Origin of the sequence: Paracoccus spongiarum (assembly GCF_030732095.1) — a bacterium.
Classification (GTDB): Bacteria; Pseudomonadota; Alphaproteobacteria; order Rhodobacterales; family Rhodobacteraceae; genus Paracoccus; species Paracoccus spongiarum.
On record NZ_JAVAMQ010000010.1, the window covers coordinates 104,334 to 121,598 of the forward strand.

Annotated in this window: 12 protein-coding genes and 2 pseudogenes; 5 read left to right on the forward strand and 9 right to left on the reverse strand. The window is 68.1% G+C overall.

Features of this window, described 5'->3' with window-relative positions; translation table 11 throughout:
• Position 1: 1 nt before the first annotated feature.
• Together iolE and iolB are read left to right on the forward strand one after the other, a co-directional pair.
• Positions 2-913, forward strand: a complete 912-nt coding sequence (gene iolE / locus Q5Y72_RS12240) for a myo-inosose-2 dehydratase (RefSeq protein ID WP_305963709.1) — start codon at positions 2-4, stop codon at positions 911-913.
• 325 nt (positions 914-1,238) lie between these two features.
• The gene (iolB, locus tag Q5Y72_RS12245; protein WP_305963710.1) at positions 1,239-2,033 is read left to right on the forward strand and encodes a 5-deoxy-glucuronate isomerase; all 795 of its coding nucleotides are present in this window, start codon (positions 1,239-1,241) and stop codon (positions 2,031-2,033) included.
• Between the two features lie 16 nt (positions 2,034-2,049).
• Here iolB and Q5Y72_RS20025 read toward each other — a convergent pair whose 3' ends face one another.
• Both Q5Y72_RS20025 and Q5Y72_RS20030 read right to left on the reverse strand, forming a co-directional pair.
• Complete coding sequence (locus Q5Y72_RS20025) at positions 2,050-2,472, reverse strand: transposase (protein ID WP_305963754.1); 423 nt, start codon at positions 2,470-2,472, stop codon at positions 2,050-2,052.
• A 217-nt stretch (positions 2,473-2,689) separates the two neighbouring features.
• Entirely contained in the window at positions 2,690-2,938 is a 249-nt protein-coding gene (locus Q5Y72_RS20030; protein ID WP_305963711.1) for a transposase, read from the reverse strand.
• 34 nt (positions 2,939-2,972) lie between these two features.
• Between Q5Y72_RS20030 and Q5Y72_RS12260 the strand changes: the two are divergent.
• Positions 2,973-4,137: pseudogene (locus Q5Y72_RS12260) on the forward strand (IS3 family transposase).
• A gap of 1,022 nt (positions 4,138-5,159) precedes the next feature.
• Here Q5Y72_RS12260 and Q5Y72_RS12265 read toward each other — a convergent pair.
• Entirely contained in the window at positions 5,160-6,755 is a 1,596-nt protein-coding gene (locus tag Q5Y72_RS12265; protein WP_305963712.1) for a peptide chain release factor 3, read from the reverse strand.
• A gap of 259 nt (positions 6,756-7,014) precedes the next feature.
• Between Q5Y72_RS12265 and Q5Y72_RS12270 the strand changes: the two genes are divergently transcribed.
• Positions 7,015-8,487, forward strand: coding sequence for a hypothetical protein (locus Q5Y72_RS12270; protein WP_305963713.1), 1,473 nt, complete (start codon positions 7,015-7,017; stop codon positions 8,485-8,487).
• A 5-nt stretch (positions 8,488-8,492) separates the two neighbouring features.
• Here the strand turns inward: Q5Y72_RS12270 and Q5Y72_RS12275 are convergent, their stop codons facing one another.
• The 5 genes from Q5Y72_RS12275 to Q5Y72_RS12295 form a co-directional block, all read right to left on the reverse strand.
• Positions 8,493-10,163, reverse strand: a complete 1,671-nt coding sequence (locus Q5Y72_RS12275) for a formate--tetrahydrofolate ligase (RefSeq protein ID WP_305963714.1) — start codon at positions 10,161-10,163, stop codon at positions 8,493-8,495.
• A 48-nt stretch (positions 10,164-10,211) separates the two neighbouring features.
• The gene (locus Q5Y72_RS12280; protein ID WP_305963715.1) at positions 10,212-10,634 is read right to left on the reverse strand and encodes a universal stress protein; all 423 of its coding nucleotides are present in this window, start codon (positions 10,632-10,634) and stop codon (positions 10,212-10,214) included.
• Positions 10,627-13,392 (reverse strand): TRAP transporter permease, encoded by a 2,766-nt coding sequence (locus Q5Y72_RS12285; protein ID WP_305963755.1) that lies wholly within the window; start codon positions 13,390-13,392, stop codon positions 10,627-10,629. Before Q5Y72_RS12285 ends, Q5Y72_RS12280 begins: the two co-directional genes overlap by 8 nt.
• A gap of 149 nt (positions 13,393-13,541) precedes the next feature.
• The gene (locus Q5Y72_RS12290; RefSeq protein WP_305963716.1) at positions 13,542-14,513 is read right to left on the reverse strand and encodes a TAXI family TRAP transporter solute-binding subunit; all 972 of its coding nucleotides are present in this window, start codon (positions 14,511-14,513) and stop codon (positions 13,542-13,544) included.
• 196 nt (positions 14,514-14,709) lie between these two features.
• Entirely contained in the window at positions 14,710-16,041 is a 1,332-nt protein-coding gene (locus tag Q5Y72_RS12295; RefSeq protein ID WP_305963717.1) for an aspartate aminotransferase family protein, read from the reverse strand.
• Between the two features lie 139 nt (positions 16,042-16,180).
• On the opposite strand from Q5Y72_RS12295, the pseudogene Q5Y72_RS19905 reads away from it, so the two are divergent.
• A pseudogene (locus Q5Y72_RS19905) lies at positions 16,181-16,381 on the forward strand (carboxymuconolactone decarboxylase family protein); the annotation flags it as partial.
• Positions 16,382-16,536: 155 nt separating this feature from the next.
• Here Q5Y72_RS19905 and Q5Y72_RS12305 read toward each other — a convergent pair.
• Complete coding sequence (locus Q5Y72_RS12305) at positions 16,537-17,202, reverse strand: uracil-DNA glycosylase family protein (RefSeq protein WP_305963718.1); 666 nt, start codon at positions 17,200-17,202, stop codon at positions 16,537-16,539.
• Between the last annotated feature and the right edge of the window lie 63 nt (positions 17,203-17,265).

A 17,265-nucleotide genomic window follows, 5' to 3' on the forward strand; every position in this document is an offset into this window, starting at 1 on the left:
CATGATCCGCTATGGCACCAATCCCATCGCCTGGGCCAATGACGACGACCCCTCGATCGGCGCCGATATTCCGACCGGGCAGATCCTGCACGAGGCCGGCCGGGTGATCGGCTTCGACGGCATCGAGAACGGCCATCGCTGGCCCGAGGATGCCCAGGCGACCCGCGCGCTGCTGGCCGAATACGGGCTGCGGCTGATCTCGGGCTGGTATTCGACCGAACTGCTGACGCGTCCGGTTGCCGACGAGATCGCCGCGGCCGGCCCGCATCTGGCGCGGCTGAAGGCCAATGGCTGCACCGTCTGCATCGTCTGCGAATGCTCGAATACCGTGCATGGTCGCCCGGATGTGCCGGTGAACGACCGGCCGGTGCTGGATGCGGCCGGGATGGCAGCGTTCGGCGCGAAGATGGAGGAATTCGCCGCCTGGATGGCCGTGCATGGCATCACCCTGGCCTATCACCACCATATGGGCACCGTGGTCGAGAGCCCCGACGAGATCGACGCCTTCATGGCCGCGACCGGGCCGGCGACGCATCTGCTGTTCGATGCCGGGCATTGCCGCTTTGGCGGGGGCGACCCCGAGGCGGTGCTGGCCCGCCATGTCGGCCGGGTCGCGCATGTCCATGCCAAGAACATCCGCCCTGCGGTGACCGAGCGGGTGCGGGCCGAGGGGCTGTCCTTCCTGCAGGGCGTGCTGGCCGGTGCCTTCACCGTGCCCGGCGATCCGGAGGGAGCGATCGATTTCCTGCCCTTGCTGCGCATACTCGCCGATGCCGGCTATGAGGGCTGGCTGGTGATCGAGGCCGAACAGGACCCGGCGCTCCGCAACCCGCTACACTATCAGTCGATGGGACTCGGGGCGCTGAAGGCCGCCGCCCGCGAGGCCGGGCTGGACCGGACGGTGCCCGCCTGAAAGCTGCGGGGGGACGGGCTGGCGTGACGGGCATTCCGGCAGCCGACTCCTGGGGGGCGGCGTCGGGACCTTGCCGGGGGCGATGTCGGAAAGGGGGGGCGCTGCCCCCCGATCCCGTCCCGGCATCTCCCCCCGGGATATTTGGACCAAGGCAAGCCGGGGACGGGTGCCGCGCCGGACAAGAGGGCGGAGGGTGGCGCCGGAGGGGCGGCCGCCCCGACTGCCCCGGCGGCCCTTCGAGGGGGCCGCCGGGGCACGCCCCCTGCCCGCCGCCCCGGCCTGGCCGGACAGACCCCGCAAGGATACGCAAGGAAAGGACGAACCGATGAGCCATCTTCTCAGGCATCCCTTCGGAACCCATGGCAAGGTGCACCAGATCACCGCGCAGGATGCCGGCTGGCGCCATGTGGGCTTTTCGCTCTACCGGCTGCGCGCCGGCGAGACCGCGGCCGAGGCCACCGGCGGCAACGAGGTGATCCTGGTGATCGTCGAGGGCAGGGCCGCCATCCGCGCCGCCGGCCGCGACTGGGGCGTGCTGGGCGAGCGCATGGACCTGTTCGCACGGACCCCGCCGCATTGCCTTTATGTGCCGAACGGCCAGGACTGGGCCGCCGAGGCCACCACCGACTGCGTCATCGCCGTCTGCATGGCCCCCGGCCGCGGCGGCCATCCCGCCCGCCGCATCGGCCCGGACGGCATCAGCCTGACCCAGCGCGGCGAGGGCAGCAACACCCGCTTCATCAACAACATCGCCATGGAGGCCGAGGATTACTGCGACTCGCTGCTGGTCACCGAGGTGTTCACCCCCGCCGGCAACTGGTCCTCCTATCCCAGCCACCGCCATGACGAGGATGACTTTCCCCGCATCACCTATCTCGAGGAAACCTATTATCACCGCATCAACCCCGCCGACGGCTGGGCCGTCCAGCGCGTCTATACCGACGACCTGACCCTCGACGAGACCATGGCCGTCCGCGATGGCGACGTCACGCTCGTGCCCCGCGGTCACCACCCCTGCGCCGCCCCCCATGGCTTCGACCTCTACTATCTCAACGTCATGGCAGGGCCGAGACGAGCATGGCGATTCATCCCGGCAACAGAAGTCAGCCACCTGATGTGAGGGGGAGGGCGTGCCGTCACGTCGGCCAAGCTGGTGTGGTTTCCCTGATGGCCTGAGGGCATGATCTGGCGGCATTCGTCGTTATGCCGAGAATGGGGTCGATCTCCTCCCGGTCGACCTGCGCCAAGGCCTCGACCATCACGCAACGGCTCGAGGTCTGCCACTCGTCGTTCTGCTCGAACAGCACGGCGCCGTTCAGGCGCCGGATCGACGCTTCGTCCGGGAAGATCCCGACGCCGTCTGCGCCGTGCGTCATCTCCTTGACCAGGCGGCTGATCGGGTTCGTGGAATGCCGCCCGGTTCGGTGCTGGCGCGGGAGGGACTGGCAGGCCGACAGGTCGTGCTCGCTGGTATCCATGAGACAGGCGAGCTTGGGCCAGCGGCGGCGACACCGCTGTGCTGGCTGCGCGAGACGTGCGCGAGGGCGTTCCCGATCCAGCGAACGCGGCTACGCTGCCCGTTCAGCCGTCGCCGGCCTCCCGGATCGGCTTTGGGCCTCACTGTCGAGGACACGGGCGATGGCGGCCTTGAGCCCTGTGCGGTCGTCGCCGATCACCAGCCTGCCCCCCCCCCGGGCCGCGGGCGCGCAGGGACCGCAGGAACCGGGTCGAAGAAGTCTCGGCGTCCAAGGGCTCGATGCCCGCGCCGATGAACTGTCACCGCTCTTCGGTGTTGGCGGCCAAGGCGATTATCGCGACAACCGGCACGGTCCGGCCGCCCTGAAGAACCTTGAGGGAGGTCGCGTCCAGCCAGACACAGGGCCAATCGCCGCCGAGCGGCCGGTTGAGGGACTCGCCCACGCGCTCGTCAATGTCCTGCGAGAGCTTCGACACCATGCTCTTCGAGATGCCGTCAAGCCGCATGGCCTGCACCAGCGGCACCTGTCGCGGTCTGGTGCCGTTCATTTGATCACGTCATGTGGAGCAAGGGAGATGAACCATTTGCACGGGCGGAACGGATAACGTTCGCAAGGATGCGGTGCGGATCGCGCTGACCAGCGGGCTTGCGCGGCGTCAGGTCGCGGATGATCTGGGAGTCGGCTTGTCGACCTTGAACCCGTGGGTGAACGCGCACCGCGACACGGATGTCGTCTCGGCCGAGGACCGCGAGTTGGCGCGCGAGAACGAAAGGCTTCGGCGCGCGATCCGCATCCGCAAGGAGGAGAGGGACATAATGAAAAAAGCCACCCGGCTCTTCGCGAGCCGGAAGCCGTGAGGTTCCGGTTTGTCGAAGAACCGCGTGGGGCTTTCCCGGTTGATCGCCTGTGCCGGGTGATGAATGTCAGCCCCGCGGGTTGCGTGCCTTTCGCAGCCGCCCTGCCAGCCGCAGGCAGCACATGGACATGGTGGTTCTGGCGCGTATCAAGCAGCAGTCGCGCCTGAGCCTGGGCAGCTACGGCCGCCCCAGGATGACCGAAGAACTCAAGAAGGTGGGCGTTGACCTGGGGCACCCGCGTGTCGGACGCCTGATGCGTAAGGACGGGATCGTCGTTGAACGAACACGCAAATTCAGGGTGACAACGGACAGCGGCCACATGTTCAACATCGCGCCGAACCTGTTGGACCGTGACGTCACGGCGGATCGGCTCAACCAGAAATGGGCCGGTGACATCGGCTATGTCTGGACCCGCGAAGGCTGGCTGTATCTGGCGGTGATCCTGGAGCTGCACTCCCGGCGCGTGATCGGTTGGGCCGTCAGCAACCGCATGAAACGCGATCTGGCGATCCGGGCCTTGAAGATGGCCATCGCCCTGCGATCACCGCCCAAGGGGTGCATCTTCCACAGCGACCGCGGCAGCCAATCCTGTTCGCACGACCATCAGAAGGTTCTGCGCGAGCATGGCCTGAAGGCGTCGATGAGCGGCAAGGGTAGCTGCTCCGATAACGCTGCCGTCGAGACCTTCTTCAAGACCATCAAGGACGAACTGATCTGGCGACGCCCCTGGGAAACTCGTCGGTAGGCTGAAACCGCGTTCGGGCATACCTTCGGACCAATGGCAGTCATGCCCTCGCTCCAATCCATCAACGGCTTCCATAACCCGCGCCGCAGGTACTCAGCCTTGGGAGGCAAAAGACCTTCGGCCTTCGAACGCCGGGTGGCCTGAGCGAGCACAGGGGCGGCACAAATGCGTGACAGGTCCAGTCCAAGGTCCACTTGGTCATCGGTGTCCTCTGTGTTCCAAGGCTGAGGTCGGCAAGCTCCACTCCGACCATACACCATGACGGCCGCCCGGGATCACACCGCCAGCGGCGATGAAATGACACCAGATCCTCGGACGCAAACGGGGCGTGTTTGCCTCGAACCGGGCCGGCGACGGGTCGCAATGCACCGGGGCCCCGATGCGCAAACGGTTCTGGGCCTGTGCCCTGACTGGCGTCCGGAAGGCCCTTGTCCGAAGCAGGCCATCAAGAGCGGGATCCGCTGCATCGGCGGGACGGGTGTCAGGTTCGTGATCAGGCGGCAGCGGGTGCGTGAGGCGTGCGGGTCGGGATTGCGGCGAGGCGCGTGTCATCCGGGTTGATCCCTGCCACGCCGCATCCTGATGGCTGTCGCAGGCGCCGCGGCCCGTGAGGGCGGACGCGGAGGACCTCTTGGTGAGGCATCCGGGGACCGCGACACGGTGCCGGGATGGCCGAGGCGACCGGGCACCGTGGCGATCGGGCGCCGCTTGTGGTCGCACCAGCGGGGAACCGCCCCATGCCGCCAAGCGTGACAGCAGGGTGTGGTGCAGTCGGGTCGATGCCTGGAACGGCTGGTTGATCGGGCCCGGTGGCGATCTGCCGGTCATCGAGCAGAAGATGCCGCCGCAGGCAAGCGAAGAGCGCCATTGTGAGGCGCGGGCGACGCCGGTCGTCCCCAAGCCGAGCGGCGGCCGGCCATGCAGGCGCGCGGGGTGATCCATGGGGCCCCTGTGCCAGTGGACTGCCATTGCAACCGGCCTTGCCGATCCGCCGATGGGCGAGGCGAGGCAGGCGGTCGGCAGTCTGGTCGTTGCCATGTCGGCAAGCCGGGGTGAGGGGCCTGTGCCGCGTGCCCCGCCGGCGTGGTGCCGGCGGTGGCCGTCTTGTCCGGCGCCGGAGGGCGCCGGCGCGGCGCCCCGGTTCGCGGGCCGGCGGCACTTCGGGATCAGGCCATCATCTCCTTGGTCGCTGTCAGATGCAGGTCGGGGTGATCGCGGCCGATGCGGTCGATGTCCCATTGCAGGCGCGTCAGGTAGACCAGATCGCCATCGTGATCATGCGCCAGGTGCCCCTTGTTGGCCGCCGCGAAGGCCTCGACCTTGTCCTTCGGCCCGCTGACCCACCGCGCGCTGGTGAATTGCGACGCCTCGAAGCGGACGGGGATGCCGTATTCCAGCTCGATCCGGCTGGCCAGGACCTCGAATTGCAGCGCGCCCACCACGCCGACGATGAATCCGGAGCCGATGGCAGGCTTGAAGACCTTGGCCGCGCCCTCCTCGGCGAACTGCATCAGCGCCTTTTCAAGATGCTTGGCCTTCATCGGATCGGTCGCGCGCACCGTCTGAAGCAGTTCCGGCGCGAAGGAGGGGATGCCCACGAAGCGCAGCGCCTCGCCCTCGGTCAGCGCGTCGCCGATGCGCAGCTGGCCGTGGTTCGGGATGCCGATGATGTCTCCGGCCCAGGCCTCTTCGGCCAGTTCCCGATCGGCGGCGAGGAACAGGACCGGGTTGCTGACCGCCATCGGCTTCTTCAGGCGCACATGTGTCAGCTTCATGCCGCGTTCGAAATGGCCGCTGGCCAGGCGCACGAAGGCCACCCGGTCGCGGTGCTTGGGGTCCATGTTGGCCTGGACCTTGAAGACGAAGCCGGTCACCGGGTTCTCCTCGGGGGCGATCTGGCGGTCGGCGCTGTTCTGGGGCTGCGGAGGCGGGCCGTATTCGGCGATGCCCTTCATCAGCTCCTGCACGCCGAAGCTGTTGATCGCGCTGCCGAACCAGATCGGCGTCATGTGCCCTTCGAGGAAGGATTGCCGGTCGAAGGCGGGCAGCAGCTCGCGCGCCATCTCGACCTCTTCGCGCAGCGTGTCCAGCAGGGCGGCCGGGACGTGCTGCGCGAGGCGCGGGTCGTCCAGCCCCTCGATGGCGATCGATTCGGCGACCTTGTTGCGGTCGGCGCGATCCATCAGCTCAAGCCGGTCGTGCAGCAGGTCATAGCAGCCGATGAAGTCGCGGCCGACGCCGATCGGCCAACTGGCGGGCGCCACGTCGATGGCGAGATTTTCCTGGATCTCGTCGATGATCTCGAAGGTGTCGCGGCTGTCGCGGTCCATCTTGTTGCAGAAGGTCAGGATCGGCAGATCGCGCAGCCGGCAGACCTCGAACAGCTTGCGGGTCTGCGATTCCACCCCCTTCGCCCCGTCGATGACCATGATCGCGGCGTCCACCGCGGTCAGCGTGCGGTAGGTGTCCTCGGAAAAATCGCTGTGGCCCGGCGTGTCGACCAGGTTGAAGCGATGCCCGTCGAAGTCGAACGACATCGCCGAGGCCGACACCGAGATGCCGCGATCCTGTTCCATCTTCATGAAGTCCGACCGGGTGCGCCGCGCCTCGCCCTTGGCGCGCACCTGGCCCGCCATCTGGATCGCGCCGCCATACAGCAGGAACTTTTCGGTCAGCGTGGTCTTGCCGGCGTCGGGATGCGAGATGATCGCGAAGGTCCGGCGGCGGGCGATTTCGGGCGGAAGGTCGGGGCGGTTGCTCATGCAGCGGCATGTAGCGCGGCCGGACGGCCTGCGCAATTGCGCTGCGGCCGGCACCGCAGGCCGCAGCGGTGGCACGGGCAGCGGTGCGGCATGCAAGGATGATTTCCCAGTCGTTAAATTTCGATTACACTGTGTTCCACAGCACAGTTGAAAAGCGGATGAAATCGCAGACTAATCGACGGAAACCTGCTTGACGTCCCAGTCAGCGCCATCCCGTCGGCGGCCCGCCGCCAAGGGGTCCGAAACCGAACGAGCCTCGATGCCACTTGACGCTTCCTATGACCAGTTGATGCGCCTGCTGTCGGCGCGCGGGATCGAATGGTTCCGCCGGCATGTCGAGGACCTGCCCGACCCCCTGCCTGCGGACGATGCCGCGACGGTCGCGCTGGCGCAGGCCGGGCGGATCGCGCCGGTGCTGTCGGGGCTGCGCGGCCATCCATCGCCGCTTGCCGATCTTGTCGGGCGGCGACTGTCCGCAACGCTGGTGCGCAGCAGCGCGCTGCGGCTGCTGACGGGCGATGCGACTGATGGCATGACATGCGACGGGGCGGCGGGGCTGGTTCTCGCAGGGCGCGCGGCGGCGGCGGATGAACCGCTGGCCGCGCTGGCGCTTTCGGCGCTGGCCGATGATCCGGCTGCCGCGCTGACCGATCGGATCGCCGCGCGGGTCCGTCCCGATGCCGGGCTTCTGGCCGAGGCCGAGGGACAGATCGACCGGGCGCTGAGGCACCTCGATCTGGACAGGGCGCGGATCGGGGATCTGGCGTGGTTGGTGATGCATGTCTATGCATTCGGGGCCATCCGGCCGCATTTCTCGCGCCCGCGCCTTTACGGCGATGTCTTTGCGGCGATGCTGCGCGCCTCTGACTGGGCCTGCCGCGCCGGTTGCGTGACCTCGATGGCGCAGACTGCCTTCTGCCTGCGGCTCATCGACCCGGACCACGACATCGCGCCCATCCTCGCCGACATCATCGCAAGCCAGCGGCCCGACGGCTCGTTCCCGGCGCGGGCCGGGGTGTCGTCGCGCGATCAGGATCTGGGGGCGGGCACATGGCCGACGCTGATGGTTCTGGCGGCGCTGAGCATCGCGGTCTGGCGGCGCTGGCGCGGGTCGGCGCCGGACCTGCCCTGCGACCGGCCGCTGAGCGCCTGCCGCGACCATGCCGCGGCATTGCTGGCGCCGCGGATCGATGCCTGGGCCGCGCGGGCGACCCCGGCAGGCCGCCTGCAGATGGCCGCCAGCATGAGCAGCGCGACATCCGAAAACTGGTTCCAGCGCCTCGGGATGCAGCGCAATGCCCCCGGCCCCGCGCCGCTGGTGGTGCTGGCGCGGCAGCTGTTCGGGGATGCCTATGCGGCGCGGCATGCAAGGCGGACGCTGGATCTGGCCCGGCACTGGCCCCGGGATCGGGAAGCCGGCGAGGACGGCGCGGCGCTGCGCTGGCTGCGCGGGGCGCCCGTCGCACTGGATTGCGCGGCCCTGGGCTCGGCCCCGGCAACGGGCGGCGCGGCGGCGGATCTCGACGCGGGATTTCGTCTGGCCGTTGCCGATCCTGCCGGTGCGCTGTCGCGGGACTGGCGTCTGGCCGCCCGGCGGGATGCCGGGCTTGCGCTGTCGGCGCTGCAGTCCGGCGCCCGGCTGTCACCCGGCGCGGCGCTGGCCCATCTGGATCGCCTCTGCCTGATCGCCCGGCTGGCAGAGGGTGACCTGGCAATCGCCGCCGCAGCCTGAGCCGATCAGAACAGCCCTTCGATCTGGCCGTCCGCGTCGAGGCGGATGGTTTCGGCGGCCGGATGGCGCGGCAGGCCCGGCATGGTCATGATCTCGCCGCAGATCGCCACGACGAAGCCCGCGCCGACATTGAGCCGCACCTCGCGCACGGGGATAACATGGCCCTCGGGCGCGCCGCGCCTGGCCGGATCGGTGGTAAAGCTGTATTGCGTCTTGGCGATGCAGACCGGCATCGCGCCGTGGCCGGCCGCCTCCCACGCCTCGAGCTGCTGGCGGATGCCGGGGGCGGCCTCGGCGTGCGAGGCGCGATAGATGCGGGTGCAGACCGTCTCGATCTTCTGCCACAGGGGCATCGCGTCGGGATAGAGGGTGTGGAAATCGGCGCGGCCGGCTTCGGCCATCGCGACCACCTCGCGGGCCAGATCCTCGGCGCCCGCGCCCCCCTCGGCCCAGTGCCGCGCCAGCACCGCCTTGACGCCATGCTCGGTGCAGAAGCCCTGCACGGCCGCGATCTCGTCGTCGCTGTCGCCCTCAAAGTGGTTCAGCGCGACGACCACCGGCAGGCCGAAGCCGCGCAGGTTTTCGATATGCCGGCCCAGATTGGCGCAGCCGCGCCGCACGGCACCGGGATTTGCGGCGGCGAGGTCGGCCTTCTCGACGCCGCCGTTCATCTTCAATGCGCGGATCGTGGCCACCAGCACCGCGGCAGCGGGGCGCAGACCCGCCATCCGGCACTTGATGTCCAGGAACTTCTCTGCCCCCAGATCGGCGCCGAAGCCGGCCTCGGTCACCACATAATCCGACATCCGCAGCGCCGCGACCGTGGCGATGACGCTGTTGCAGCCATGCGCGATATTGGCGAAGGGGCCGCCATGCACCAGCGCGGGATTGTTTTCCAGTGTCTGCACCAGGTTGGGCTGCAGAGCCTCTTTCAGCAGGACCGTCATGGCGCCATCCGCGCCAAGGTCGCGCGCGGTCACCGGCTGGCGGTCGGCGGTGTATCCGATCACGATGCGGCCAAGCCGGGCCTGAAGATCGTCGAGGCCGGTGGCGAGGCAGAGGATCGCCATCACCTCGGAGGCCACGGTGATGTCGAAGCCGCTTTGCCGCACGAAGCCGTTCGAGGGACCGCCCAGCCCCACCACGGTGTCGCGCAGCGCCCGGTCGTTCATGTCCATCACCCGCCGCCAGGTGATCCTGCGGCTGTCGATGCCCAGAGCATTGCCCCAGTAAAGATGGTTGTCGATCATCGCGGCCAGCAGGTTGTGGGCCGCGGTGATGGCATGGAAATCCCCGGTGAAATGCAGGTTCATCTCTTCCATGGGAACGATCTGCGCACGCCCGCCGCCCGCCGCGCCGCCCTTCATTCCGAAATTCGGCCCGAGGCTCGCCTCGCGGATGCAGATGGTGGCGCGCTTGCCGACCCGGTTCAGCGCATCGCCAAGACCCACCGTGGTGGTGGTCTTGCCCTCGCCGGCCGGGGTGGGGTTGATGGCGGTGACCAGCACCAGATGTCCCATCGGCCGGCCCTCCAGCGCGGCCAGCGCCTGCCGGGTGATCTTGGCCTTGTCGTGGCCATAGGGCAGGATGTCCTCGGGGGTCAGGCCAAGCCGGGCCGCGATCTCGGGGATCGGCAGCTTGCGGGCCTGCCGGGCGATCGCGAGATCCGTGGTCATGGCGCGATCATCGCCCCGCGGCGCTGCGGGCGGGCGCGGCGGCCATGATCAGCGCACCACCATCACCGAGACCGGGGAATGGCGGACGACCGAATTGGCGTGGCTGCTGATGAGGATGCTGCGCAACTCGTCGGGCTTGTGGCTGGCCATGACGATCACATCGGCCTGGACGTCCTGCGCCCATTTCAGGATCGTCTCGGCGACATGGCCGTGCCCGACATGCACGGCGACCCGCGCGCCGGCCAGATGCGCGTCGACAAAGCTGTCCAGCGCCTCCTTCATGCCCGAAAGGGCCTTGGCCTCGAAGCCGCGCGGCAGGAAGGTCGCCACCATCGAGCTGCCGATGTCGGGGACGATGCCAAGAAGATGCAGCGTGCCGTCCGTGCCCGCCAGTTGCCGCGCGACCGGCAGTGCCCGCGACCAGCTGGCCTCGTGCTGCAGGTCGATGGGGAACAGGACATTGTCATGCATGGCTCAACCCCTTCTCGTTGCGGCGCGCCGACCCGGTGCCGGGGCCGGCGCGACGCCGCTGAAGCCATACCACCAGCGCCAGCACCAGCGCCGCCGGGATGTACATCCAGTATTTCGAAGGCGCCGCAGCGGGGGCGCGGACCAGAAGGATCCGCTGATCCCAGTCGAGGCCGGCAGCCTGCGCGGGGCTGTCGAACGCGACGTTGTCGATCACCACCTCGTCGCCGTTCTGCACCGTCTCGATGCCCAGAGCGGCCAGCCGGTCGGCGCCGGTCTCGCCCTCGGGAACGGCCAGAAGGGCGGTCGTCTCGACCGGCTGGCCGACATCGTTCAGCCCGGCGATGCGCAGCCGCAGGTCGCTGCCGGGGGCGGCCTGTTCCAGCGCCTGTTCAAGCTGCGTGGGCGGCAAGTCGTCATAGGGCGGGTAGATGTAGTCCATGAAGAAGCCCGGCCGGAAGATCGCAAAGGCGACGAACAGCAGCAGCACGGTTTCCCAGATCCGGTTGCGCACCAGGAACCAGCCCTGTGTTGCCGCGGCAAACAGAAGCATCGCCACCGTCGCGGTGATGAAGACGAAGATGCCGTGGATCCAGTCGACATTGATCAGCAGCAGGTCGGTGTTGAAGATGAACAGGAAGGGCAGGGCGGCCGTGCGCAGGCTGTAGAAGAAGGCCACCACGCCGGTGCGGATCGGATCGCCGCCCGACACCGCCGCAGCCGCAAAGCTGGCAAGCCCGACGGGTGGGGTCACGTCGGCCATGATGCCGAAGTAGAAGACGAACAGATGCACCGCGATCAGCGGCACGATCAGCCCGTTCTGCTGGCCAAGCGTGACGATCACCGGGGCCAGCAGCGCCGAGACGACGATGTAGTTCGCCGTGGTCGGCAGGCCCATCCCCAGGATCAGCGACAGCACTGCCGTCAGCAGCAGGATCAGCATCAGGTTGCCGCCCGACAGCACCTCGACCACATCGGCCAGCGCCGAGCCGACGCCGGTCTGGCTGACCGCGCCGACGATGATGCCGGCCGTCGCCGTGGCGATGCCGATGCCGATCATGTTGCGCGCGCCCGAGATCAGCCCGTCCACCAGATCGTCCACGCCCGAGCGCAGGGCCGCGCCCGTCGTGCTGTTGCCGGTGCGGTCCATGCCGCGCAGCATCACCATCAGCGGGCGCTGCGTCAGCAGGATGAAGATCATGAAGGCGGTCGCCCAGAAGGCCGACAGGCCCGGCGACAGCCGGTCCACCATCAGCGCCCAGACAAGGACCACGACCGGCAGCAGGAAATGCAGCCCCGAGCGGACCGTGGGACCGGGCAGCGGCAGCGTCGTGACAGGCGCGTTGGGATCGTCCAGCTCCAGCGGTTCCTCGCGAGAGGCGACCCACAGCAGGCCGACATAGGCCGCAGTCAGCAGCGCAAAGATGATGTAGGGCGCGGCCGCCCCGAAGGCCGGGCGGATCCAGCCCATGCCGTAATAGACCAGCAGCGACAGCGCGCAGATCGCGGCGATGATGAAGGCGGTGCCGATCAGGCGTTTCATCAGCGGGCCTGGCTCGTAGGACCGCGGCAGGCCCTCCATGCCGGCCTTCATCGCCTCGAGGTGGACGATGTAGACCAGCGCGATATAGCTGATCGTGGCCGGCACGAAGGCGTGCTTGACCACGTCGAAATAGGGAATGCCGACATATTCGACCATCAGGAAGGCCGCGGCGCCCATAACCGGCGGCATGATCTGGCCGTTGACCGACGAGGCCACCTCGACCGCGCCTGCCTTTTCGGAACTGAAGCCCACCTTCTTCATCAGCGGGATGGTGAAGGTGCCGGTGGTCACGACATTGGCGATGGACGAGCCCGAGATCAGCCCGGTCATCGCCGAACTGACCACGGCCGCCTTGGCCGGCCCGCCGCGCATGTGGCCCATCAGCGAGAAGGCGACCTGAATGAAGTAGTTCCCGGCCCCGGCCTTGTCCAGCAGCGCGCCGAACAGCACGAACAGGAAGACGAAGCTGGTCGAGACGCCAAGCGCGATGCCGAACACGCCCTCGGTGGTGATCCACTGGTGATTGACGACCTCGGCCAGCGAGTTGCCCTTGTGGGCGATGATGCCCGGCATGTAGGGACCGAGGAAGGTATAGGCGAGAAAGACCGAGGCCACGATCATCAGCGCCGGGCCAAGGCTGCGCCGGGTCGCCTCCAGCAGCAGCAGAAGCCCGACGACCGACACGACATAGTCCTGCAGGATCGGCGCGCCGATGCGGGTGCTGATGCCGTCATAGAAGAAGTAGATGTAGAGGGCGGCGGCGGCCGAGACCAGGGCCAGCGCCCATTCCCAGGGCGGCACCCATGTTTTCGGACTGCCCAGCAGGATCGCGGCGACCACCGCGAGGCCGACAAGCGGGATCCACCAGACCGGCACCCCGGTCTTGGACCCGACGATGAACAGGACCGTCATAAGGACGGGAATTCCGACCCCCAGGGCCAGTTGGACCGGCGTGCGTTCCGCCGGATAGGCCATGAAGGCCAGGAACAGGGCGAAGGCGAGGTGGATCGAGCGCGTCTCGGTGTCGTTCATAACGCCGAAACCGACCATGAAGGGGATCGGCGAGGCGATCCAAAGCTGGAACAGCGACCAGCACAGCGCGGTGATCAGGATGAGCTTGCCGACCATTCCGGGGGGCGTGCGCGCCCCGGTGTCGGAGGACGCCACAAGCGCGTCAAGTTCGTCCTGCGACAGGCCGCCATGGCCCGAGGCCGACATCTCGACGGCGCTGGCCTCGAACTGATCGTCACGCTTGGGATTGGTCTTCGGTTCGTCGCTCACGCTTCAGCCCCCTGTCGATGGGAATTATTATTGTCTGAAATGAAGACGAAGGGCGGCCGATCCGGCCGCCCCCTAAGCTTGCCGGATTACTGGATCCAGCCTTTTTCCTTGTAGTACTTCTCGGCGCCCGGATGCAGCGGGGCGCTGTTGCCCTCGGTCACCATCGCCTCGGGCTCGAGGTTCTCGAAGGCGGGGTGCAGGCCCTTGAAGCGGTCGAAATTGTCGAACACGGCCTTCACCACCTCGTACACCAGATCCTCGGGCACATCGGCCGAGGTCACGAAGGTCGCCTTCACGCCGAAGGTGTTGGTGTCGGTATCCGTGCCCGCATACATGCCGCCGGGGATCGTCGCCTTGGCGTAATAGGCGTTTTCTTCGACCAGCTTGTCGATTTCCGGCCCCTCGACGGGCACCAGGTTGGCCTCGACGGTCGAGGTCGCCTCCTGGATCGAGCCGTTGGGATGGCCAACGGTATAGATGATCGCGTCGACCTTGTTGTCGCCCAGAGCCGCCGACTGTTCGGCCGGCTTCAGCTGCGAGGCAAGGGAAAAGTCGCTCATCGACCAGCCCTTGGCACCCAGCACCACCTCCATCGTGGCCAGCTGGCCCGAGCCGGGGTTGCCGACATTGACCCGCTTGCCCTTGAGGTCGTCGAAGCTGGCGATATTGGCGTCCTTGCGGGCCACCACGGTGAAGGGTTCGGGGTGGACCGAGAAGACCGCGCGCAGATTGTCGAACTTCATGTCGCCCTCGAATTCGGGCGAGCTGCCGTTATAGGCGTGATACTGGATGTCGGACTGGGCGACGCCCATGGTCATGTCGCCCGACTTGATGGCGTTGACATTGGCCACCGACCCGCCTGTCGAGGGCGCGGTGCACTTGATGCCGGTGGTCTCGGTGTCGCGGTTCACGAGGCGGCAGATCGATTGCCCGACCACATAGTACACGCCGGTCTGTCCGCCGGTTCCGATGGTGATGAAGCGCTCTTCCTGCGCCGCCGCGGCCGTCGCGCCCAAGGCGAAAGCTGAGGTCAACAGGACGGATGCGTATCTGATCATGGAATTTTCTCCCTTTCCAGTCAGGATGTTGGCGTAATTTTATCGCGCATTTCTGGGGCGCGCGTTACTCCGATACGGTAACGCCCTCCATCCGTTTGGCAATCCCTTTTCCGGGAAATTCGCAGTTTTGCCTAGCATCAGGCAACCTGCGCGGGCGTGACGCCCGCCCCATACGCCTACCTGCGCATCCGCCGCATCACGCCGCCACGCCCAGCACCTCGTCCATCGCGCCGGCCAGCCGGTCGACCAGCATCCCGATCTCGGCCTCGGTGATGATGAAGGGCGGCGCCAGCAGGATGTGATCGCCGGTCCGCCCGTCGATCGTGCCCGACATGGGATAGCAGATCAGCCCGCGCGCGAAGGCGGCCTTCTTCAGCGCCGCCGCAACCTTGCGCTGCGGATCGAAGGGGGCCTTGCTGGCCCGGTCCTCGACAATCTCGATGCCGCGGAACAGCCCGCGCCCGCGGATGTCGCCGACATGCGGATGCTGGCCAAGCCGCGCCTGCAGCGCCGAGTGCAGCGTCTCGCCCCGGTCGCGCACCTGCGCCAGCAGGTCACGGCCGAGGATCGCCCGCAGGACAGCCAGGCCGGCCGCCGTGGCGACGGGATGGCCGATATAGGTGTGGCCGTGCTGGAAGAACCCGCTGCCCTGCGCGATGGCCTCATAGATGGCGCGGCTGCACAGCATCGCGCCGACCGGCTGGTACCCGGCCCCCAGACCCTTGGCGATGCACAGGATGTCGGGCGCGATGCCGTCCTGCTCGCAGGCGAACAGGGTGCCGGTGCGGCCCATGCCGCACATCACCTCATCGAGGATCAGGAGGATGCCGTATTCGTCGCAGATCTCGCGGATGCGCCGGTAATAGCCGGGTGCGGGGGGCACCGCGCCGGCGGTCGCGCCGACCACGGGTTCGGCCATGAAGGCCATCACCGTGTCGGGGCCAAGCCGTTCGATCTCGGTGCGGAGGGCTTCGGCGGCGCGGATGCCGTAATCCTCGGCGGTCTCGCCATCGGCGCGGTCGCGATACTCATAGCAGGGCGCGATATGGCTGACATCCAGCAGCAGCGGGCCGAACTGCTGGCGGCGCCACGCGTTGCCGCCCGCAGACAGCGCCCCGATGGTGTTGCCGTGATAGCTTTGCCGCCGCGCGATCAGCCGCGACCGCTGCGGCTGGCCCTTTTCCACCCAGTACTGCCGGGCCAGCTTGATCGCGGCCTCGGTCGCCTCCGACCCGCCGCTGACGAAATAGACCCGGTCCAGATCGCCGGGCGCGTGCCGGATCAGCAGGTCGGCCAGCGCCTCGGCCGGTTCGCTGGTCAGAAAGCCGGTATGGGCGAAGGCAAGCCGGTCCAGCTGTGCCTTGATCGCCCCGGTCACCTCGGCATCGCCGTGCCCGAGGCAACTGACCGCCGCGCCGCCCGATCCATCGAGATAGCGTTTGCCATCCGAATCGATCAGCCACACCCCCTCGCCGCCGACGGCGGTGGGCAATTGGACGTGGCAATGGCGGGGGAAGACATGCGACATGACGAGGTTCCTGAGTCTCTGGCTGCGAAAGGATGTCCCGATGAGCGCCCGGTATGAACCCCTAAACGACAGCCACTGGCCCGAATCCGTTGCCGCGCTGCGCGATGGCTTTGCCGGGCGGCTGAACGTCTATCGGGTGATGGCCCGCCACCCGGCCCTGCTGGCGGCATGGGCGCCGCTGCGTCAGCATGTGGTGCGCGACCGCGCGCTTGATGATCAGCAAAGCGAGGTGGTGATCCTGCGCACGGGCCATCGGCTGGATGCGCCCTATGAATGGGCCCACCACGTCAGCCGCGCCCGCGCGATCGGCATGGACGACGCCCGGATCGCCAGCCTCGCCGGCCCGCTGGCGCAAATGACGCCCGAGGATCGCGTGCTCGCCGAGGCCGTGGACCAGCTGGCCGCCTCGGCCCGCCTGCAGCCGACCACGCGCGAGGCGGTGGCGGCGCTCGTGGGGGTCGCGGGGCTTCTGGACCTGATGGCGACGGTCGGGTTCTATTCGGTGCTGGGCTTCGTGGTGAACAGCCTTGACGTGCCGCTGGATGCCGATGTGGCGGCCGAGCTGCACGCATCGCCGGCGCCGCAGGCCAGTTCGGCGGCCACCGCCGCGCGCAGCGCGGGCAGCAGTTCGGACTGAAACCACGGGTTGCGGCGCAGCCAGCCGGTATTGCGCCACGAGGGGTGCGGCAGGGGAAAGGTGGACGGCGCATGGCGTCGCCAGGATCGCACGGCCTCGGTCACGCTTGCCGCGCCGAGATGCCAGCGCAGGGCGTGGCCGCCGACCAGCAGCGTCAGCCGCGGGCGCAGCGCCGCCATCACCTCGGCCCGCCAGGTGCTGGCGCAGAGCGGTGGAGGCGGCAGGTCGGCGCCCCGCGCGTCATAGCCCGGAAAGCAGAACGCCATCGGCACGATCGCCACCCGGTCCAGATCGTAGAAGCCGGCCTCGTCGACCCCCATCCAGTCGCGCAGCCGATCGCCCGACCGGTCGGTGAAGGGTCGGCCGCTGGCATGGACGCGGGCACCGGGGGCCTGGCCCACGATCAGGATGCGCGCGGTAGGCCGGAACCACGCGACCGGACGCGGCCGGTGGGCGGTGGCGGTGGCTGCAAAGCGTGGCGCGCAGAGGCGGCAGGCCGCGATGCGGTGGATCAGGCTGGACATCGTTCACATCTAGTGAAAATGCGCTGCGAAAGAAGGGTGACACGCGCACCGGTTGTCAGGCAT